13 protein-coding genes are annotated in these 20,926 nt (G+C 74.6%); 12 read left to right on the top strand and 1 reads right to left on the bottom strand.

The genetic code is table 11. From position 1 onward, the window contains the following. Nucleotides 1-62: 62 nt before the first annotated feature. The 3 genes from FXF68_RS43580 to FXF68_RS01830 all read left to right on the top strand — a co-directional run bounded on the left by FXF68_RS43580 (nt 63) and on the right by FXF68_RS01830 (nt 3,630). Nucleotides 63-1,637, top strand: a complete 1,575-nt coding sequence (locus tag FXF68_RS43580) for a helix-turn-helix domain-containing protein (protein ID WP_246178179.1) — start codon at nt 63-65, stop codon at nt 1,635-1,637. A 34-nt stretch (nt 1,638-1,671) separates the two neighbouring features. Further along, entirely contained in the window at nt 1,672-2,121 is a 450-nt protein-coding gene (locus FXF68_RS01835; RefSeq protein ID WP_148757092.1) for a hypothetical protein, read from the top strand. Between the two features lie 105 nt (nt 2,122-2,226). Then, on the top strand, nt 2,227-3,630 hold the full coding sequence (locus tag FXF68_RS01830; protein ID WP_148757090.1) for an MFS transporter: 1,404 nt from the start codon (nt 2,227-2,229) through the stop codon (nt 3,628-3,630). Between the two features lie 111 nt (nt 3,631-3,741). Here the strand turns inward: FXF68_RS01830 and FXF68_RS01825 are convergent, their stop codons facing one another. Further along, nucleotides 3,742-4,458 (bottom strand): S1 family peptidase, encoded by a 717-nt coding sequence (locus FXF68_RS01825; RefSeq protein WP_222869770.1) that lies wholly within the window; start codon nt 4,456-4,458, stop codon nt 3,742-3,744. A 395-nt stretch (nt 4,459-4,853) separates the two neighbouring features. Between FXF68_RS01825 and FXF68_RS01820 the strand changes: the two genes are divergently transcribed. From FXF68_RS01820 to FXF68_RS01780, 9 genes are all read left to right on the top strand, one after another. Beyond that, nucleotides 4,854-5,939 carry a tetratricopeptide repeat protein gene (locus FXF68_RS01820; RefSeq protein WP_148757087.1) on the top strand — a complete coding sequence of 362 codons (1,086 nt, stop codon included), beginning with the start codon at nt 4,854-4,856 and terminating at the stop codon, nt 5,937-5,939. A 122-nt stretch (nt 5,940-6,061) separates the two neighbouring features. Further along, the gene (locus FXF68_RS01815; protein ID WP_187437661.1) at nt 6,062-6,760 is read left to right on the top strand and encodes a Crp/Fnr family transcriptional regulator; all 699 of its coding nucleotides are present in this window, start codon (nt 6,062-6,064) and stop codon (nt 6,758-6,760) included. Nucleotides 6,761-6,901: 141 nt separating this feature from the next. Beyond that, the gene (locus FXF68_RS01810) at nt 6,902-8,239 is read left to right on the top strand and encodes a tetratricopeptide repeat protein (RefSeq protein ID WP_148757083.1); all 1,338 of its coding nucleotides are present in this window, start codon (nt 6,902-6,904) and stop codon (nt 8,237-8,239) included. A 312-nt stretch (nt 8,240-8,551) separates the two neighbouring features. After that, on the top strand, nt 8,552-10,852 hold the full coding sequence (locus FXF68_RS01805) for a vWA domain-containing protein (RefSeq protein ID WP_187437660.1): 2,301 nt from the start codon (nt 8,552-8,554) through the stop codon (nt 10,850-10,852). 23 nt (nt 10,853-10,875) lie between these two features. Continuing rightward, a complete protein-coding gene (locus FXF68_RS01800; RefSeq protein ID WP_148757080.1) occupies nt 10,876-14,022 on the top strand; it encodes a tubulin-like doman-containing protein in 3,147 nt (1,048 codons plus the stop codon). After that, nucleotides 14,019-16,148 carry a hypothetical protein gene (locus FXF68_RS01795; protein ID WP_148757078.1) on the top strand — a complete coding sequence of 710 codons (2,130 nt, stop codon included), beginning with the start codon at nt 14,019-14,021 and terminating at the stop codon, nt 16,146-16,148. The genes FXF68_RS01800 and FXF68_RS01795 overlap by 4 nt, the downstream gene beginning before the upstream one ends. Next, nucleotides 16,145-17,182, top strand: coding sequence for a protein kinase family protein (locus FXF68_RS01790; protein WP_148757076.1), 1,038 nt, complete (start codon nt 16,145-16,147; stop codon nt 17,180-17,182). Before FXF68_RS01795 ends, FXF68_RS01790 begins: the two co-directional genes overlap by 4 nt. Nucleotides 17,183-17,186: 4 nt before the next feature. Then, nucleotides 17,187-19,181 (top strand): hypothetical protein, encoded by a 1,995-nt coding sequence (locus FXF68_RS01785; protein WP_148757075.1) that lies wholly within the window; start codon nt 17,187-17,189, stop codon nt 19,179-19,181. Nucleotide 19,182: 1 nt separating this feature from the next. Then, on the top strand, nt 19,183-20,913 hold the full coding sequence (locus FXF68_RS01780; RefSeq protein ID WP_148757073.1) for a hypothetical protein: 1,731 nt from the start codon (nt 19,183-19,185) through the stop codon (nt 20,911-20,913). Nucleotides 20,914-20,926 lie beyond the last annotated feature (13 nt).

The raw sequence follows: 20,926 nt of genomic DNA, 5'->3' as shown, positions 1-20,926 counted from the left end.
CGCCCGCCTCCCCGTGAATCGCCGCGGGCCACGCTGGAGTCTCGGCTGACCGGGGCGCGCCGATGCCACGGCCGGAGAATCCTCTCGACCCGGGGGCGGGTCCCATCGCGGCGTTCGCGGTACAACTGCGTCGGCTCCGCGCCGACGCCGACAAACCCAGTTACCGCGTCATGGCCAAGCGGTCCTACTACGGCTATACGACGTTGGCCGAGGCCGCTGCCGGGCACAAATTCCCGAGCTGGGAGGTCACGCGTGCCTATGTGATGGCGTGTGACGGGGACCTGGACGAATGGGAGCGGCGCTGGCGGGAGACCGCCGCCCTCCTCAACCGTTCTGGAAATGGCGACGGCGGCGACAGGAACGGGGAGAGATCGCCGCCCGACCCGGCGCCCTTCGGAACCGCGGTGACCTTGCGCGTCGGTCTCGCTCCGGTCGATCCGACGCGGGCCAGGACGCTGCCCGAGCTGATGGCCATGCTGGACGAGCTCCGCCGCCGGGCGGGGCTGAGCCTGCGCCAGCTCGTCAGCCGTTCGCGGGAGGACCCGGACGGCTCCGTCCTGGCGCGTACCACCGTGTCCGAGTTCTTCCAGGGGACGCGGGCGCCCCGCGCGCGAGACCTGCTGCGAATCGTGGAGTTGTGCGGCGGGACCTCGTCGGACCTCCAGCGCTGGGCCACCGCCTGCGACCGGCTCGTCGACCCGACCGATGCCTACGGGGCGGTGATCCGAACCTCTCCACCGGCCGAGGGCACCTTCGGCCAACCGGCCGCCCACTATCCGCCCGGGGGGTCGATGGTGCCGCGTCTCCTCCTCGGCGCACGGCTTCGAGCGCTTCGGGAAGCCTGCGGAATCCTGCCGGAGCACGCGGGCTACGCGATCCGCGCTTCGCACTCGAAGATCAGCCGGATCGAGCTCGGCCGAGTCCGGTTCAAGGAACGCGATGTGGCCGATCTGCTCACCTTGTACGGGGTCATCGATCCCTCCGAGCGGGCCCCGCTCCTGGAACTGGCCAGGCAGACCAACGCCCCGAGCTGGTGGCAGCGATACGGCGACGTGGTGCCGGGCTGGTACGAGGCGTACCTCGGAATGGAGGAGGCGGCCTCCTCGCTGCGCGCCTACGAGCTGCAGTTGGTCCCGAGCCTGCTCCAGACCGAGGACTACGCGCGCGCGGTCATCAGGCTCAGGCACCCCTTCGCCTCCGAGGAGGAGGTCGAGCGGCGCGTGCAGCTTCGAGCGATCCGGCAGAAGCGCGTCGCCTTCGAGGAGCCCTTCACCGGGGACGGGCCGAAGGTGTGGGCCGTCCTGGACGAGGCGATCCTGCATCGCCCGTTCCGTGACCGGACGATGATGCGGGCCCAGATCCAGCACCTGATCGAAATGGCCGAGTCGCCGGGGGTCGGCTTGCGGATCCTGCCGCTCGGCGCGGGCGGATATCCGGCGGCCGGTTCCTTCACACTCCTGCGGTTCGACGACCCGGACCTGCCGGAGGTGGTCTATCTGGAGCAGATCGCGAGCGCGAACTACCTCGACAGGCCCGACGACGTCGAGCTGTACACCCGCGTCTGGGACGAATGCGCCGCCGCGTCCCGTCCCGCCAAGACCACGCAGCTTCTCCGCAGGCTTCTGAGGGAGATCTGACGTGAAGGCCGTGACGCGGGGTAGCGGTCGGAGTATGCGGACACTTGTCAACGGGCTCATCGCCGGGGCGGTCGGGACCAGTGCGCTCAACGCCGTCACCTATCTCGACATGCTCATACGGGCGCGGGGAGCCAGCAGTACGCCGAACGACGCCGTGCAGAAGATGGCGGACGACGTCCACGTGAACCTCGGGGAGGGCGAGCGGGCCGACAACCGGAGGGAGGCGGTCGGGGCGCTGCTCGGGTTCGGGACGGGAGCCGGGGCGGGCCTCTGCTACGCGGCCGCCGCCCACGAACGGCCGGTGCCGTGGCCGGTCGGGATGCTGGCGCTCGGGACGCTCGCCATGCTCGGCTCGAACGTGCCGCTCGCGGCGCTGGGCGTGACGGATCCGCGGGAGTGGTCGCTGTCGGGCTGGGTGTCCGACGTGGTGCCGCACCTGGTGTTCGGGGCCGCGGCCTACGCCGCCTACGAGCGCCTGGACTGACCGCGAAGTCCGCAAAGTCCGCAAGGGTCCTAGGACGATGGAACGTGCCGGTCTCGTCCCGCCGCCCGACGCGGGGACGCCCCCGCGGACGGCAGCCTGGACGGCATGACCGCGACCCATGATCCCCAAGTCGACGAACGACCGGCAGAACTCTCCACGACCCCCGGCTGGGCGGCGCTACTGGCCGCGTCCGTCGGGCAGTTCCTCGTCGTCCTGGACATCTCCGTCGTGAACGTCGCGCTGCCCGAGCTGCGCACCGGGCTCGGGCTCGGCGCGTCCGGCCTGCAATGGGTCGTCAACGCCTATTCGCTGACGTTCGCCGGGTTCCTGCTGCTCGGCGGGCGCGCCGCCGACCTGTTCGGCCGCAAGCGCGTGTTCGTCGCGGGGCTCGGCCTGTTCACCGCCGCGAGCCTCGCGGGCGGCTTCGCGCAGGACCCGGCGATGATCATCGGCGCCCGCGCGGTGCAGGGCCTCGGCGCCGCGATCCTCGCCCCGGTGACGCTGGCGCTGATCACCGCCACGTTCCCGGACGGCCCGGCGCGGACCCGCGCGATCGCCATGTGGACGGCCGTCGGCACCGCGGGCGGCGCGACCGGCGGGCTCGTCGGCGGGCTGCTCACCGACTACCTGAGCTGGCGCTGGGTGTTCCTGATCAACGTGCCGATCGGGGCGGCCGTCGCGGTCGTCGCGGTCCGGTGGCTGCGCGGCGAGCGCGGCCCGGCCGGGCGGCAGCGCCTCGACCTGCCGGGCGCGGTGCTCGTCACGGCGGGCGTCGTCCTGCTCGCGTACGGGATCGGCGAGACCGGCGACCACAGTTGGACGTCCCTTATCTGGCTCGGCGCGGGGCTCGTCCTGCTCGCCGGGTTCGTCGCCGTCGAGTCGCGGACGGCGCAGCCGCTCGTCCGGCTGGGGCTGTTCCGGCTGCGGAGCGTCGCGGTCGGGAACCTCGCGACGCTCGTCGGGACGATGGCGGGCTTCGCGCTCTGGTACTTCCTGTCGCTGTACATGCAGAACGTCCTGGAGTACAGCGCCGTCCGCACCGGCCTGTCGTTCCTGCCGCACACCGCGGGCATCATCGTCGGCTCCAGGCTGGCGCCGCCGCTGATGGCCCGCATGGACGCGCGGCTCCTGGCCGGTGCGGGCGGGCTGCTGGCCGCCGCCGGGTTCGCGTGGCAGAGCGCCGTGCTGGACGCCGACGGCACCTTCCTCGGCTCGATCCTCGGCCCGGGCGCGACGATGGCCGTGGGCTTCGGGCTGCTGATGACACCGCTGGTGGAGGCGTCGACAGCGGGCGCGCCGCGGTCCCAGGCGGGCGCGGTGGCGGGCGTGGTCAACACGTCCCGCACCATCGGGGGCGCCATCGGCCTCACCGTTCTCGGCACTGCCGCGGCGCGCTCCGGCGCCGACCTCGTGGACGGCTACGCGACCGCGTTCGTCGCCGCCGCAGTCATCACCGCCGTGGGCACGGCCCTCGTCGCGTTCCTGCCCCGGCCGGAGAACCGGGCCTGAGGGCGCCCGCCGGAAGGTTCGGGCGCCCCCAGGCCAGGGGCTCGGGGGTGGTGGTGCCCTCCGCCGGGCACCGCGCTCCGGCGGAGGGCACGTTCTGGAGGGGACGGGCGGTCAGCGCGCGGCCGCCGGCGTCCCGCCGATGATCTGGAGGATCTGGGCGCGGTACGCGGTGACGTCGTTGTAGATCGACGGCCCCTGCGCGCAGACCCGGTCGCCCCGGCTCGTCGCGCCGACGAGCTGCCACGAGCCGGGTCCGCCGGTCACGGCGGGGCCGCCGGAGTCGCCGTAGCAGGCCCCCTTGCCGTTGCCGCCGTCGATGCAGAGCTCGGTCGCCCCTTCGATGTCCTTGCATTTGGCGTCGTCGATGATGGCGGTGTCGAGCTGCTGGAGCTGGACGGGCGGCTGCCCGCAGCCCGGCTGCGGGCAGGTCTGCCCCCAGCCGATGAGCCGCGTCGCCGCCCCGGCCGGGGCGCTGGTGGCGATCGGGATCGGCTTCTGCGTCGACGGCAGCGTCAGCTTGAGCAGCGCGAGGTCACCGCCCACGACCTGGCGGCTGGCGACGGGGCGCACCTCGCCGCCGGAGTTCCAGTTCTGGGTGCCGACGCGGACCTGTTCGGGCTGGCCGCAGTGCTCGGCGGTCACGACCCAGGACGGCGCGACGAGGGAGCCGCCGCAACCGTGCTGCCCGCCTTCTTGCAGGGACGCCATGAACGAGTAGGTCTCGGTCGCGGGCACGCCGCCGACGATGTTCGTCCTGGGCGGCGACGGCTCGGCGCCCGCCGCCGCGACCGATGTACCGGACAGTGTCAGGACCGCGATCGGTGCCACGGCCCACAGTCTGCGCTTCCTCATGAGCGGGGGTTCCTTTCACAGGAGTGCGGAACGAAGAAACGTGCTGACCGCCTGGCCCTGGCTGCCGGTCCCCGGTCGGCGTCACGGAAGCGGCGCGGCGCCGACCGGTGATTCGACTATTGACCACTCACCCGGGATTGGCGAACGGCCGGTTCGACGGTCGAACACCTTTTAGAAGGCGTTCTACGCAGGCGGCCATGGCCACCTGCGAACCTTCTACGCGCACCCCGTGGAACTGAACGGGAGGCAACTTTTTCAACCCGCCCCTTTAGCTGTGAAAAGCGCCGCGCGGGCCCTGGCCGACGCGGTGATCCGGTCGCGCCAACCCGCATTGGGACGGGGTACGCGCCCGCTCCCCGGGAGAAGGTCGGGTGACGACGGGGTGGCGGGCGGCACGACGGCTGGAGGACGGGTTGGGCGTGGGCGCGCAGATCACCTGTGTCGGATTCCGGGTCGGCGGATGGGAGCGGCTGGGCACGCCCGAGCGGATACGCGCGCGCGTCGACCTGGTCGAACGCGTGCGGCGGCTCCGCGGGGCGAAGGCCGACGCGCTGCTCGCCGCGGGCGAGTTCCTCGTGTTCGTGCTCCGCGCGGAGCCCGCCGACACGACCCTGGCGCTGGTGGACGCCCTGCGCCGGCACGGCGCCGGGCGGCACGGCACGCGCGTCGGCGTCACCGGCGGTTCGGCGGGTCCGGTGTCGGGCGCGGAGGCCGTCGCCGAGACCGTCCGGCTGCTCGGCCGGGGGCGGAGGTTCGGCGGGGAGGCGCCGTTCTACGTCCTGCTGGGCGACCTGCTGCATTGGCATGTGCGGAGCGCGTCGTCGCTGCCGCGTTTCCAGCGGGTCAGGGGCGAGGCGTTCGGCCCGGACTGGTGGGTGTGGCCGAGGCCCGGCGGCGTCCCGGTGTCGCCCGCGCGGCGCGAGCCGCCGGTGCCGGTGCGGCCCGCCAGGTCGCTGATGCGGGACGGCGACCACGCCGCGGCGGCCGAGCGGCTGCGCGGGGTGCTGCGCGTCCGGCCCGGCGCGGGGCCGCTGCTCGCGCTCGGCGAGTGCCACCTCGTGCTCGGCGAGCGGCGGGCCGCCGTCGAGACGTGGCGGTACCTGCTGCGGCGGTATCCGCTGACGCTCGCCGCCTACCCGCTGATGGACCTCGTCGAGCCGGACGACGTCGCCCGCGGCTACCTCGCCGAGGGGCTGCGCGTCGTCCGGGCGAGCCCCGGCCTGGCGGCGGAGCCGGACCGGTTCGAGCACGGCCTGCTGCTCGCCCTCGCGGCCCGCGCCTACCGGCGGGGCGAGCAGCGGGCGGGCGACCGGCTGGTCAACGAGGCGGCCGACGTCCACCCGGGAGGCGGCGCGCCGCTGCGGGTGCTCGCCGTCGAGGCCCTCCGGCGCGGGGACCGCGCGGGAGCCCGGCGGCTGCTGGCCGCCGCGCTCGCGCGGCAGCCGGACGAGACGTAGATATGTGGCATGTGACCCTAATCAGTGGTGCACAACCTGACATACTTGGTCCCCGTTCGGGCGGCGTCCGATCCGGGGGCGGATCGGCGCGGCGAGACGCGCGTGCGCTGAGGAGACGTCCGATGACGAGCTCCGGTTGGAACGAACGCTCCTTCCTGGGACGGCTGACACCCCCCGCCCGGCAGGCCGTGCTGGGGCTCGGACGGACGCGCACCCTCCAGCCGGGCGAGCCGCTGATGCGGCAGGGCGAACCGGGGACGTCGGTGTCCCTGCTGCTCGCAGGCCGGGTCAGCGTGACCAGGATCGTGGAGAACGGGTCCCCGTCGCTGCTCGGCATCCGGCACCCGGGCGACCTGGTCGGCGAGATGGCGGTGATCAGCCAGGGGGTGCGCGCCGCCACGGTCACCGCCCTCGACCGGTGCGTCGTCTCCGTCCTCCCGGCGCGGGCGTTCATGAAGTGCCTCGCCGACGTGCCGGAGGCGATGCTCGCACTCAGCCGGATGACCGGCGACCGGCTCACCCAGGCCAACACCTACCGCGCCGACGCGGCCGGGTACGAGGTCGAGGTCAGGCTGGCGCGGGCCCTGCTGTACCAGGCGGAGCAGTCGCCGGACCGGGAGGCGGGCCATCCCGTCATCAAGCTTCGGCAGAAGCAGCTCGCGATGCTCATCGGCGCGCAGGAGGGCACGGTGCAGAAGGCGCTCAACGGCCCGGCGCTGCGCGACGTCGTCGACTGCGGCCGCGGCCGGATCGTGCTGCGGGACGTCGGCGGCCTGGCGCGGCTCGCCGAGATGGACCCGCCGCCCGAGCTGCGGACCTGACGGGGCAGCGCGCGTCCGCGTCCCCACCGGGCCGAATTCCTCCTTGCCCGTACTGGTGCGGGTAGTGCCGTCCGATAGGTGGCCAGACTTCTGCCAACGCCCGAGAAGGGGGACGGCATGGGGGCATGGTCGCGTCGTTCGTTGTGCGCCGGACTGGACATCAAGGGGTGGAGCAAACGGCTCGTCCCCGAGCAGATCCGCGCGCAGCAGGCGCTCGTCAGCGTGGCGCTGACGGCGTGCCGGGAGGCGGGCCTGCCCGAGGAGATCGTGCAGAGCAGCGGGGACGGCGTGCTGATCATGCCGCCGAGCGACATCGACGAGAGCAAGGTGATCCCGGCGCTGGTCTCCGAGCTGGAGGTCGCCCTCCACCAGGAGAACCGGCTGCTGGCCGACGCCGCGAAGATCCGGCTCCGGCTCGCGCTGACCAGCGGCCTGGTCACGCCGGGCCCGGCCGGGTTCAACGGCACGGCGGTCATCGAGTGCTTCCGCCTGCTGGACGGCCCGCCGGTCAAGGCCGCCCTGGACGACCACCCGCGCGCGGAGCTCGCGGTGGTCGTCTCCGACCATCTCTTCCAGGACGTGATCCGCAACGGGTTCGGCTCGCTGCGGGCCGAGGAGTTCTGGCGGGTGCGGAGCGCACTGCCCGACAAGGGCTTCTCCATGGACGCCTGGCTCTACGTCTCCGACCGGGCCGGCGGCCCGCCCTCGCCGCCGTCCGGCTCCACGGTCGCGCCGTCCGGCGCGCCTGGCGGCGTGGAGCCGGACGGTGTCCCCGGCGTGGTGCCCGGTGCGGGGCCGGGCACCACGCCGGCCGACGAGGGGGCCGACGAGGGGGCCGACGAGGGGGCCTCCGACGGGGCCTCCGAGGGGGGCGACGAGGGGGTCGCCGAGGCGTGGGCGCTCCTCGCGCGGGGCCGGGCGGAGGAGGCGCTGGACCTGCTCCGCGACGCCTCCCCGGCCGGGCGCGGCGCCCGGGCGGCGCTGCTGGACGTCCGCGCCGAGGCGCTCATGCGGCTGGGCGACCACGAGCGCGCGCGGCGGGACCTGGAGGAGCTGCTCGGCCTCCGGGACGATCCGGCGGCGCCGCCCGCACCGTCGGCGCTGCTTCGGCTCGGCCGCTGCCATGTCGCGCTCGGCGCCGTCCAGGAGGCGCGGCAGACCTGGACGTTCCTGCTGGAGCACCGGCCCGCCGCGGTCGAGGCGTACCTGGAGCTCGGGCGCCTCGAACGGCGGACGGGACGGCACGCGACGGCGCAGAGCTACCTGGTCGAGGGCGTGCGGCTGCTCCGCGGCGGGCGGGACGGGGCCGTCGGGCCGGCGTCCGCGGACCGGCTGCTGGACGGCCTGCTGTACGAGCTGGCCGCGCTTCCCGTGGCGGACGACGCCGACGATCCCGCGGACGGCGCCGACGATCCCGGGGACGGCGCCGCCGGCCGGCCGCCCGCTGCCGAGCCCGACAATTCCCATAACGAATTCTAGAAAGACCGCTGGTGACATGACTGACTGGTCATGGAACGAGTCATAACCGCCCATAAGCCACACTTTTCGGACATCAACAGTTCTTGATCATAAGGGCGCCAATGGGATTATTGGTAACAGTCGGATAACTGAGGCCCATTCACCACTCAACTTGCTGTAATCATCGGAAGCCGGGCCACACGGGGTGGGGTCAAGATCGCACAGGGGTTCTGGAGAATGATGCCAAGAAGGCGCCGCGCTTTCGTGCGCCCAGCGGGGAGGGTTGCCCTGATCGCGGCGCTCTTGACCGGTCAGCTAATTCCGCTCGCTCCGGTGCGGGCGGAATCGGGAACAGCGGCGGCGATATCGGCGGCGGGCGCCCGCGCGGGCGCGCCCGAGCCGACGCTGATGGACGTGTCGATCCTGGTGGACGAGTCGGGCAGTCTCTCGGACGCCGACGTCCGCGCCGAGATCAGCGCCGCGACCACGATCGCCTTAGGCGGCTTGAATTCCCGCAGCCGCGTGTCGATCTACGGATTCGGCAGCCAGAACCAGCCCGGCCAGAACGCGATCACCGCGGCCTGTCCGCCCACGGTCCTGGACAGTGCCGTGAAAAAGGACTCGCTCGCCGCGTGCGTCCGAAAACTGCACCGCAGGTCGGACGGCGAGGGCAACGACACCGACCACGCCGCCGCGCTCGCCAACGGGCTGAGCGCGTTGAGCGGCGGCCCGCAGGGCGCGCTGAAAGTGGTCTTCCTGCTCACCGACGGGCGGCTCGACGTCCACCGCAGCCCCAATTACGGACGCATCGAAGAGGACCGTAACTCGGAGGCGCAGAAACAGGTCGAGACGCAGCTCGCGCTCGCCGCCGCCAATCGCGTCCAGATATGGCCATTGGGATTCGGCGACCGGCTGGACCGGTCGGCGCTGGACGCGTTCGCGGCGGGCGGCTACCAGGGCGCCTGCGACGAGCGCGCCGACTCCAAGCCGCGGGCGCGCGTCGTCCGCGACTCCGGGGACGTGCTGCGCTCCCTCGCCGAGGCGTTCGCCGCGTCCGGCTGCGCGGGCGTCAGCCGCAGCGACGAGACGACGCTCGGCGCCGGCGAGACCCGGGAACTGAAGATCGACATCCCGATCATCGCGACCGACGGCAACATCACCGTGGCGAAGGGCGACCCGCGGGTCCGCGTCGACTACGTCGACCCGTCCGGCCAGACCGTGCCCGGCAACGGCCGGCTCGGCGACTCGGTGTTCAAGCGGGCCGGCGAGAACGCCACGGTCGAGACGCTGAGCGTGGTCAACCCGCGCAACGGGCAGTGGAAGATCCGGCTGACCGCGCCGGACAGGCTGTCCAGGCAGCTCGTCAGCGCCACCGCGATCTGGCAGGGCGCGGTGAGCTCCTCCCTGGTGATCGAGCCGCCGAGCGCCCGGACCGGGCAGCCGGTCACCGTGCGGCTCTCGCTGATCACCCGGCGGGGCGCGATCACCGACGCGAAGGCGCTCGCCGGGCTGAACTTCACCGTCCAGGCCACCGGGGCGGCGCTGAGCGCGCCGCAGAACATCGTCATCCGGGACGACGGCAAGGCCCCCGACGACCGGGCGGGCGACGGCCGGTACGCGGGCGCGTTCACCGCCCCGCCGCAGCCCGGCGACGTCACCTTCACCGGCGTCGTCAGCGGGTACGGCGTCCGCGCCGAGAAGGTCCCGGTGACGATGGCGGTCGGCGCGCAGGCGCCTCCGCTCCAGGGCCGGGTGGCGTTCTCGTCCGGCGCGGTCGTGCACCCCGGCGACGCGGTGCGCGGCACGGTCACGATGGAGAACACCGGAGCCCCGGTGCGCGGGCGGCTGGTGCTGGACGGTCCGGGCGGCGCGCGCGCCTCGCTCGTCGGCTCCACCGACCTGACGGTCGGGCAGGGCACGACGACCCGTCCGTTCAAGGTGCGGTTCCCCGAGGACGCCCGCCTCGGCGGCACCTCCATGACGGTGAAGGTCGTCGACGCGGCCGACCTCTCCAAGGTGTACGCCAACGGGCAGCTCACCATCACGGTCAAGAACCCGCCCACGTGGGTGGAGGCGCACCGGTACGAGATCGCGGGCGTGATCCTGCTGGTCCTCCTGCTCGCGCTCCTCGCCTACCTCCGCCGCCGGGCCCACCGCGCCCGGATCGACGTGCGCGGGCTGTGGGCGTCCCTGCGGCAGGACGGGGAGGAGGTCGCCGTGCTGAAGGCGCCGGGCAAGTGGGCGCCCGAGTTCCGGTTCGTCGTCCACGACGGCACGGACGGCGACCCCGGCCTGGACTACCCCCGCTCCGGCGACAGCCCCGTCCGCGCCCGGCGCGGCGCCCCGGGGAAGGTCGTCGTGCAGATCCCGGGCGGTGCGCGCTACGAGGTGGAGGTCGGCGGCGAGGGCGAGCCGTACGAGGAGAGCGGCCTGATGCTGGCCTTCACCGACACCCGCGCGCGCGGTCCCGCCTGGTCCCGCGGGGGCGCGAGCCGGGGCCGCGGCGACGCCCGGCCCGAGGCGAAACGCGGCGGCGCGACCGGCGGTTCCGAGGCGCCGGACGGTCCCCGCGGGCCGGATCTGCCAGAGGAGCGCACTCCCGCATCGCAGACCTATGAGGACCCCTGGCTCTAGCGCCAGTCCAGAAAGAAGACCCAATGAAGCTTTATCAGCCAGTTCTGTTCGTGGGGCTCGGCGGCACCGGCTGCCTGATCGGGGCGGAGCTGGAGCGCCGGCTGCGGGAGGAGTTCTGCGGGCCGGACGGGACCTCGTTCCAGCGGCTTCGCGAGGACGCGCTGCCTTATCAGCTGCCCGAGTGCGTGCAGTTCGTGTACGCCGATGTCAATCAGGCCGATCTGGATCGGTTGCCGGGCAGTGTGGTGCCGGGTGCGCAGCATGTGCCGGCGGTGCAGCGGACGGCGCATTACGTCCGGGGTCTGGTGCCGCAGGTGGACACCTATCCGGAGGTGGCGCGGAACCTGCGGTTGACGGCGGGGCGGGAGACGGCGTCGTGGCTGCCGCCCGAGCAGGGCGAGCCGCGGGTGACGCCGCTGCAGCGCGGTGCGGGTCAGCTGCCCACGATCGGGCGGGCGGCGTTGTTCGAGACGTTCCGGAACGGGATCGGTCACGCGATCAACGATCTGAACGCGGCGATCGGCGGGTTGTCGGGGCCGCAGGCGGCGACCGATCTGTACAAGCTGGGCGGGAAGGCGACGAACAAGAACGCGGTGGACGTGTTCGTCGCGTTCTCGGTGGCGGGCGGGACGGGCGCCGGGATCTTCTACGACTACCTGCACCTGATCGGCGAGCTGTTCGAGCGGACCGATCTGCGGCCCAAGATCTACCCGCTGGTGCTGATGCCGTCGGCGTTCGTGGACGGGCTGGGCGGCGGGCGCCCGGCGCAGCTGAACGCGGGCCGCGCGCTGCTGGACCTGTTCCGGCTGGTGGACCAGCAGAACGGCGGCGGGGCGCAGCGGGACCTGCGCGGGCACACCGCCCGCGCGGTGATCGACCCGGACGAGGTCGCGGTGCACTACCCGGTGGACGGCCGGATCGCGTTGCGGCCGGGCACGGCGCAGACGGGGTTCCTGTTCTGCCGGCCGGTGGGCGCCGAGCCGGGGGACCTGCGGCGGTCGGTGGTGTCGCTGATGCTGTCGCTGCTGGGCACCGAGCTGGACCAGCGGGCGACCTCCGACGGCGAGCAGCACCAGTCGTTCGCCGACAGCTTCATCAACGCCGCGGTGGACCGGCAGATCCCGGCCGAGAACGGGATCGGGAACCGGGGGGTGTCGACCGCGCTGGTGGCGTCGCTGACGGTGCCCGTCGACGAGCTGGCCGATCTGGTCGCGGGACGGCTGCTGCGGGCCGGGGTGGACGACCTGCGCGCGGCGCTGCCGGGGGTGGAGTCCAACCGGGCCCTGATCCAGGAGTTCTTCACCGTCGCCAACATCTCCGAGATCCTCACCCGTCCCGCGCAGGACCACGCCGAACCCGAGCCCGCCAACGGCGCCAAGGACGTCACCGCCGCGCTGAACGACCGGGCCGAGACGATGCGCGCCGCGCTGACCCGGCTGCGGTCGCGGCTGGACCGGGAGGTGCCCGAGCGGGTCGGTGCGTTCGACCCGCGCGACGCCGTCCCGCGCATGCTCGCCAAGACCGATCCGTTCCGGCTGACCCGGGTGCTGTTCGGCAACGCCGAGTCGGCCGACGAGCTGGAGCGCGGCGGCGCGGCCGGGCTGATGCAGCGCCGCCGGGTCGAGCCGCCCGCGCCGGAGGGGCTCGGGCCGAACCCGCCGCCGCTGCCGACGCTGCGCGACCGGTCGCTCGGCATGGTCAAGGTGAAGTGGGCCGATCCCGAACCGGTGGAGGCGCGGCAGCGCCAGGACCAGTGGTACCGGTGGCGGACCAACGTGCAGTGGACCGAGCCGTGGTCGCAGCTCGCGCCGCGCTGGCGCAAGCCGCTTGACCAGGTGGAGGCGGTGCTGCGGGCGATGACGCGGGCGCTGACCGAGCACGCCGGGCAGGACCGCGACCGGTTCCGGGACCGCGCCGCCGACCTGTCCAAGTCGCGGGTGGGGGTGTCCTACCTGCTGCCGCCCGGCGGCGACCTGGAGCAGTTCTACATCCGCGTCGTCCGCCGGATCACCGACGACCTGGTCGGCAACGGGCGCCTCCAGCCGAGCGCGACCGACGCCGACCTGATCAACGTGCTGATCGGCGCGGACGGCTGGCGCGAGTCCTACCGCACGGCCTGGGAGACGACGCCCGAGGCCGCCGTCGGCGAGCTGCGCGAGCGGGTGAAGGCGCAGGTGAAGACCTACTTCCGGATGCAGGAGCAGGGCCGGGCGCCGCTGCTGCCGACGCTGCACGACCTGGTCGCGCAGGCCGCCGGGCAGTCGCCCGCCGAGTTCGGCGAGACGGAGCTGGAGGAGTTCAACAGCAAGCTCGCCGGGCTCGTGCCCGCGAACTTCAGCCCGCAGGGCACCGGCCGGTTGAAGGTGCTGGTGTCCTACCCGGCGGGCGCGGACGACCCGGGCATCGAGCAGTACCTGCGCGAGGCGATCAACCTTCCCGCCGGGCCCGACATCGTCTACGACTTCACCCACACCACGGCCGAGTCGATCGCGGTCGTGCTGTTCCGCTCGTCCATGGGCATCACCGACGTCCGCGAGGTCCGCGACGTCCTGCGCACCTGGTCCGACGCGATCGACCGGCCACAGCGGCAGGACTACCTGAAATGGCGGCAGCGGCTCGGCTACGACTTCGGCTACCTCGCCACCCACGAGGAGCACCGCGTCCAGATCCTGCACCGGCTCCTGTGCGCCATGTGGAACGACAAGGTCACCGTCGACGGCGACCCCGCCTCGCCGATCAGCGTGTCGGTCCGGCTGTCGGGCGGGGTGTCGATGACGCTGGAGCTGACGCCGCTGGAGCACGCCTCGTCCTGGGGGAGCCTGCTCCAGGCGTACGAGCTGTGGACGTTCGCCGACAACGCGGGCATCCGCCGCGACTTCTGCGCGCAGCTCATGCAGGAGGCCCCGGACGGCGTCGGCAGCATGCCGAAGCCGCCCGGCGACCTGTACCTGGTGCTGCGGGAGATGGCGGAGGGGCAGCTCCGCCGCATCGACCAGATGCTCGACGAGCTGCACTCGTCCAGCCGGGCCCGCGCGAAACAGCTGCGCGACTTCTGGGCGCGCACGTACCCGGCCGCGCTGGACGCCGAGTTCACCGACGTGTCCGCGGTCCGCGCCAACCTCCGTGGCCTGGAGAAGCCCGCCCTGCAGAAGCCGGAGGAGGACCGGTGAGCTCGCGCGTCGTCCGGCTGGACCTCAAGGGCTGCGACCCGGAGGAGGCCGTGTCCCGGGTGACCGAGCTGCTGCACACGCCGCAGGACCTCGGCCTCCTGCTGGTCGAGGACACCGCCGCCGCGGTGGCGGGGCACCGCGCCGCGTTCGAGGCGCTGGACGCGTCCCGGCAGGTGACGCAGCTGCTGTGCCTGGTCGTCGGACGGCAGCCCGCGCCGGGCGGCGCCGCCGGGGACGGCGGGCTGCGGCTGCCCGGCAACATCCGGCAGCGGACCCTGTGGGTGATCGAGGAGACCGGGGTGGACTGGCCGCTCAGCCCCGGCGCCCGCGCCCGCCGCCGCGACGGCCGGGACGGCGACGGCCTCGGCCGGCTGTCGGACCTGCTGCGGCTGCCCGCCGTGTTCGAGCGCACCCACCGGCTGCTCGGCGACGTGCCGTTCGGCGCGGCCGTGCCCGGGCTGCACATCGCCGGGGCGGCCGGCACCGGGCAGGAGGACTTCCTGCGGGCGCTGCGCGCGGCGATCAGGCGGCTGCTGGACCCGGCGGCGCCCGCGCCGCCCGCCCACGACGACGACCGCGCGGCCGGGCGCGTCCCGGTCCGCCTGGTGCCGGGCGGCCCCCTGCAGCGCGCCTTCGACGACGCCGGGCGGGCCCTGGAGGAGGCGCAGGAGGCGGCCGTCGAGCTGGCCGGGGTCGGCGCGCTGGTCCGCAAGCTCCCGGCCGACGTGCCGGTGCGGGTCGCGGGCGACCGCCTCGGCGAGCTGCGGGACCGGCTCGCCTCCCTCTTCCAGGCGGTGCCCGGCGACGGCCGGATCACCGACGACCGGCGGGCCGCGATCGCCGCGCACGGCGTCCGGCCCCCGCAGCTGGAGCGGCTGGAGGCCGAGCCGTTCCGCCGGACGCTGCGCGGCTGGCTGCGCGAGGGCCTCGGCAAGGGCACCTCGCTGGTCCGCCTCGACCAGGAGCTGCGCGCCTGGGCCGCGGGCCTGGAGGGCGGCGACGCCCCCGCCCGGCGGCTCGCCGAGAGCTGCCCCGACGCGCTGCCGCACCGGCTGCGCAACCCGCTGCCGATGCCGCCGCCGCAGCCCTGGCTGGCCCCGGTCGGCGCGTGCTGCGCCGCGCTCGCGGGGCTGTCCCCGGTCGGCGTCGGCGGCGGCCTCGTCATGGCGCTGCTGTGGGCGGCGCTGGTCGCGCTGACCGTGATCCGCGCCCCCGGCGGCCGGCTGGAGGACCACTCCAGCAGGCAGGGGGCCAACGCGCTCGCCGCGCTCGGCGGCGGGATCGGCGGCGGCCTCGGCGGCGAGGCCCTCGCGCTGCCCGCCGGCGCCTGGGCCGCCGCGGTGTTCGCCGCCGTCGCCGGCGGGCTGGCCGTCATCGCGCAGTCCTGGCGGAGCCGGGCGCTGCGCTGGGCGGACGACGCCGGGCTCGACGTCGCCGAGCGGGCCGTGCAGGACATGCAGCACCTGCTCGGCCGGACGGTCACCGGCTGGGCCCGGCTCAACCGGCGGCTCGACGAGGTCGACGAGCTGAGCCTGCTGCGGCAGGGCCTCGGCGGCGTGCGGGCCGAGCTGGAGGAGCGGTCCCGCGAGCTGGAGAAGGAGGAGCTGCCGGGGCCGTCCAGGTCGCTCGCCCCCTACAGCGAGGGCGTCCACTCCCTGCTCATCGCCCTCGCGGTGGAGGCGCTCGGGCCCGTGCGGCACGACGTGCCCGACGGCGAGGCCGGGCGGCTCGCCCGCAAGGAGGCCGCCCTCTACATCGACGAATGGGAGAGCAAGGTGGAGCAGGGCCTCCCGGTCGACGAGCTCAAGTTCGCCGCCGACGCCCCTCCCGTGGCGCCTCCCGCCCGGGAGGACCTCGCGTTCCTCGCCGAGCAGGTCGCCTACGACCCGGCCGGGGAGATGTGGCAGCTGTGCGCGCCCGCCGACCTCGGGCTGCTCGACCCCGCGTCGCGGACGCACGCCGTCCGGTTCGGGCCGCAGCCGCACGGCGACGGCGCCGGGTTCCCGCCCGGGACCGTCCTCGTGCCGTCGTCGGCGCACTGCGGGGTGCTCCGCCTCGTCCCGCTGCACGCCCGGGTCGTCGAGTGGACCTGGACCGAGGACGAGCAGAACGGAGGCGCGGCGTGAACGTCAGGCTGAGCTACCGCGACGCGCACGGCGCGCGGGTGGAGGCGAAGGCCGTCGAGGCCGACCAGGAGGAGCCGCCGCTGCGGCCGCCGCTGGAGACCGTCCGGCTGAACCTGGAGCTGCCCGACCGGACGGTCGCGGTCCGCTGCGTCCGGCCCGTCGACCGCGGCGCCGGCGGGCTCGCGGAGGGCTACCGGCGACTCGACGGGGAGATCCTCGCGGGCCTGCGGCTCGCCCGGCTCTGCGACGGCCGCCCCTATCCGCGGGCGGTGACCCGCCTCGTCGGGTACGAGGCCGACACGGCGGCGCCGTTCGCGCTGCTGGAGCCGCTGCGGGGCGTCGAGGTCGGGACGCTCGCCGGGACCCTGCCGACCGAGCAGCGGCGCCGCTTCCAGGTGCGCCTGCTGCGCGCGGTGCGGCTGCTCGGCGCCGCCGGGATCTCGCACCGCGGCCTCAGCCCGGACACCGTCCGGTGGGACGGCGACGACGTCCAGATCACCGACTTCTCCCAGGCCGCGCTGATCGGCGCGCCGCGCACCGTCGTCGGCGCGATGCCGTGGCAGGCGCCGGAGCAGCGCCCCGACACCCCGCCCGGCTGGGTCCGCGGCGAGGTCGGCCCGAACGACGACCTCTGGGCGGCCGGGCGGCTGATCTTCTACGTGGTCACCGGCGAGGACCTCGACGACACGGCCAAGCTCGACGCCCGGCCCGAGCTGGGTACGCTGCTCGCCGGGATCATCGAGCGGCCGGAGCGCCGCCCGGACGCGCAGACGCTGCTGCGCAGGCTGGGCGAGGCCGACCCGCCGCCGCGCCCGCTCGCCGCCGACCCGGCGTTCGCCCGGGGCCGCGCCGAGTTCTTCGCGCAGCGGCGGCGCAAGCACCCGGACACCGCCCCGGACCCACAGCCGCCGCCCCCGCCCGCCCCGCCCGCGCCCCGGCCCGCGCCCCGGCCGCGCCGCGACCGCTCCTGGCTGCTGTGGGCCGGGGTCGCGGCGCTGGTCGTGCTGGCCGTCTACCTAGTCCTCGGACGGTGACCCGGTGACCACATCGCTGCTGCACCAGACCCTGTACCGGTGGGGGACGACCGGCCGCCTCGGCGACCTCGACGACGCCGGGCTCTGCCCGGTGGCGAGCTCGCTCGACCCGTCGTCCACGGGCGAGCTGCGCCGCTGGCACGACGTCGTCGAGCCGTGGCTGCGGCTCGGCGACCGCGGTGTCGCCGAGCCCAGCTTCTTCTACGCGGCGTTCCCCGCCGGGACGGCCGCCGCGGGCGAGGCGGTGCTGATCAGGCGCGTCCAGCCGGGCGACGCGCGCACCGCCACCGCGCACCTGCTGTTCGGCGCCGCCGGGGTGCTCACGCCCCGGCTGGCGCTGGAGCTGCGCGACTGGACGTGGGCGCCCGCGCACCTGCCCGGCCGGGCCCCGATGGTCAACCCGAACTCGCTGATCTCCTACCGGTCCGGCCTCAGCGACGCGGCGCGGGCGCCGGCGCTGCGCAAGCCGCTCGTCACGCTGATGTCCCGCGTGCTCGCGGGCCCCGGCGCGATCGAGGCGCCGGTCACCGGCGACACCATGGCGCTGCTGTGGGCGGTCGACGACATCTGCACCGTGCTCGGCTCCGGCCTGCGCGACTGGGACGACTGGCGCGTCGCGTTCGAGACGAACGACGAGCGGCCCTGGTCCGCCGACCCGCCCGGGATGTTCCTGCGGTTCCGGCGGGGCATGCCGCTGCCGGCGGCCGAGCCGTCCACCCGCGCGGCGGCGCTCGCGATCGTCCGCCAGTACCTGACCGGCGGCACCAACGGGCTGCGCGACCTGCGCAACAGCGCGGGGCTGAACGAGCTGGACACCATGGCCGCCCGCGTCGACCGGCTGATCGCGGCCGCCCCGCCGTCCGCCGCGCCCGCACCCCCGCCCGGGTCCGCGGGGCCCGCACCCGCCCCGCCCCCGCCCCAGGGCCGGGGTCCGGCGCGGGCGAGCGCCACCGGGACGTTCCGGGCGTCCGCGCCCTCGTCGACGACCGGGAAGGGCGAGCAGGTCTCCTGCCCCATCTGCCTCGGCCGCCTCGACTGGGGAGGGCTGCCGCTCTACACCTATGACCGGGGGCTCAACCAGTACACCGAGCTGAACGTCCCGAAGGGCGCGAACCGGGAGCAGCGCGCCCGCATGATGCGGACGGCGTCCGTGCGCTGCCCCAACCCGGGCGACACGATGACCGCCCACTACCTGCCCGCCGGGTACGGGCAGTACGGCTCGCCCGCCGTGTACGGCTTCATCGGCGGCACCACGTCCGGGAAGACGCATCTCGTCGCCGCGATGGTCGCCGCGATCGAACGCGGCGAGCTCGGCGGCTACGGCATCACCGCGCAGCCGGTGGACCTGGACCGGCACCAGGCGTTCCTGCGCGACATGGTCCGCCCGCTGTTCACCGAGTCGACGTGGCTGACGCCGACCCGCGAGGGCGAGGTCGCGTTCGCGGACGCGTTCGTCGTCTCCGGCGGCGGCAGGCCGCGGGCGGTGGCGCTGTTCGACGTGGCGGGCAGCGAGCTGAGCAACGTCGGCGACGCCAAGCGCTTCCTCGACATCGCGGACGGGCTGGTCTTCGTCGCGGATCCGACCCGGTTCGGGCCGGGCAGCCTCGGTGACCCGTCCTTCAACACGGTGCTCAGCCTGCTCCGGGCCTCCGGACGGCTGCCCCGGGTGAGCGCGGCGATCGTCCTGAACAAGGCCGACCTGTTCAAGTTCGACGATCCGATCGCGCACTGGCTCGCCCGCGACTCCGCCGTCCTGGACGCCGCCGAGGTGCTGGAGGAGAGCGCCGACGTGTTCGGCTACATGCGCCAGCGGGACGCGGAGGCGTGGACGCGCCCCTATCTGGAATGCGACCGGGCGACCCTGCACGTCGCCTCCGCGACCGGCACCGACGCGGTCGAACGGGGGGTCCGCCCCCAGCGCGTCCTGCGGCCCCTGGTCGCGCTCATGGCGATGACCGGGCTGCTGACGTCCGCCGAGGCCAAGGACATAGGAATCTGAGATGACCGAGGTACCCATCGACCAGATCGAGTTCCGCTGGCACCCCCTGGACGACCTGACCGGGATCGCCACGTCGTTACGGTCCGGCCCGGAGTTCGACCGCTGGAACGGGCTGCTGAGGCAGTACGCGGGCGTCTCGGGACGCGGCAACGCGGCGGCGGCGCAGGCCCAGTCCAGTGCCGTGTACCTCACCTACCGGGACGGGATGGCGGCGCTCCTGCTGCGCAGCCGCGACCCGAACGCGCTGCCCCTCTACGACGGGGACGTCCGGCACGGCGCCGGGGCGGGCCGGCTGGACCTGGTGGCGCGGGCGCTGATCGCCCCGGAGAGGCTGCTGACGGCGGAGCGCGCGATGCGGATCATGGTGTCCGATCCGGACGCGCTGTTCGACCCGATGCCGGGCCAGACGCGCCGCGGACAGCTGCCCCAGCTGACCTGGCCACGGATGGAGGGGGGCGTCCGTCCCGGGGAGAAGGTCGAGCCGCAGGCGCGCGAACACGCCCGCGACCTCGCGCCGGTGCTCGCGGCCGTGCTCGCGAACCCCGGCCGCCCGGTGACGGTGGTGCTGCCCGCCGACGACATCCGCCAGATGATGTGGCGGAGCCGGGCCCTCGCCCTGCTGTGGGCCTCGCGGCTGCTGCTCCATCCGCTGCTGCGGGGCGAGCGCGGCCACGCCCTGCACGACTGGCGGCCCACGTTCTCCACCTGCGAGGCGCCGCAGAGTTCCAGCGACGGGCGGGACGACATCTGGCTCGCGTTCCGCGAACGCGGGCCGGACGGCCCGCCGATCGGGGACGGGCCGAGGGTCGTCCACCTCGACCAGCCCCTCCGCGGGCAGGGCTCGCTGGAGGCGGCCGCGAACCGGCTCGCCGAGATCTACGCGGCGGACGGCGACCAGTGCCTCCAGCTCGTCGCGAACGCGGTGCGCGGTCACCGGACGCTGGAGGACAAGATCGACGCGATCGTGTGCAGCCACGAGATCGCCGCGGCCCTGTCCCCGCACCACCACTCCCGGCCACCCGTGGGCAACACGCGCGGGCGGGCCGCGCGGCGGACGCCCGCCGAGCACGTCCCGGCCGCCGAGCCCGCCACGGTCGGCGACGCCGTCCCGGCGGTCGCCGCGGCCCAGGCGTCCGGCCCGCCTCCCGCCGCGCCGCCGAAACCCGCGCAGCAGCAGCGGCGGTCCGCCCCGCGGCCCGGCGACAAGCACCTGTCCCACCTCTACAAGCGCCTGGCGCAGACCCGGGACCGGCGGGGCGTCCTGCGGACGGTCAACTGGATCGCGGCGCGCACCGCGGCGGGCGCCCGGCTGGACGCGGCCGAGGTCCCCGGCGTCCTGGACGGCCTGGAGCGGCGCGGCTGGTTCGCCGCCGAGCTGCGCCCCCTCGCCGCCGGGCCCGAGCGGATGGCCGACCTGCTCCAGCCGGTCTTCGCGGCGTCCGGTCACGACGAGCGGCTGGAGCTGCAGCTGAAGACGTGGCACGTCGGCGGCCCGCCCCCCGTGGTCGCCGACGCGCTGGCCGTGCTGGCGGCGCGGCTGGAACCGGACCGCGCCTACTGGCTGGCCGACCACTGCCTGCGGCACGAGGTCCCGCGGAACAGGTCCGGCGCCCCCGCGGTCCTGGTGACCCTGCTGCGCTGGCCCGGCACGAAATGGCCCGTGGCCGTCGGGGCGCTCGCCTGGCTGGCGCCGGTGCTCCTGGTGATCGTCGGCTTGCTGGCGCTGGCCTGACGCCGATGCGCGA

The organism is Actinomadura decatromicini, from assembly GCF_008121305.1.
In the GTDB taxonomy this organism is placed as follows: domain Bacteria; phylum Actinomycetota; class Actinomycetes; order Streptosporangiales; family Streptosporangiaceae; genus Spirillospora; species Spirillospora syzygii.
This window is presented reverse-complemented; position numbering and strand designations above follow the sequence as displayed.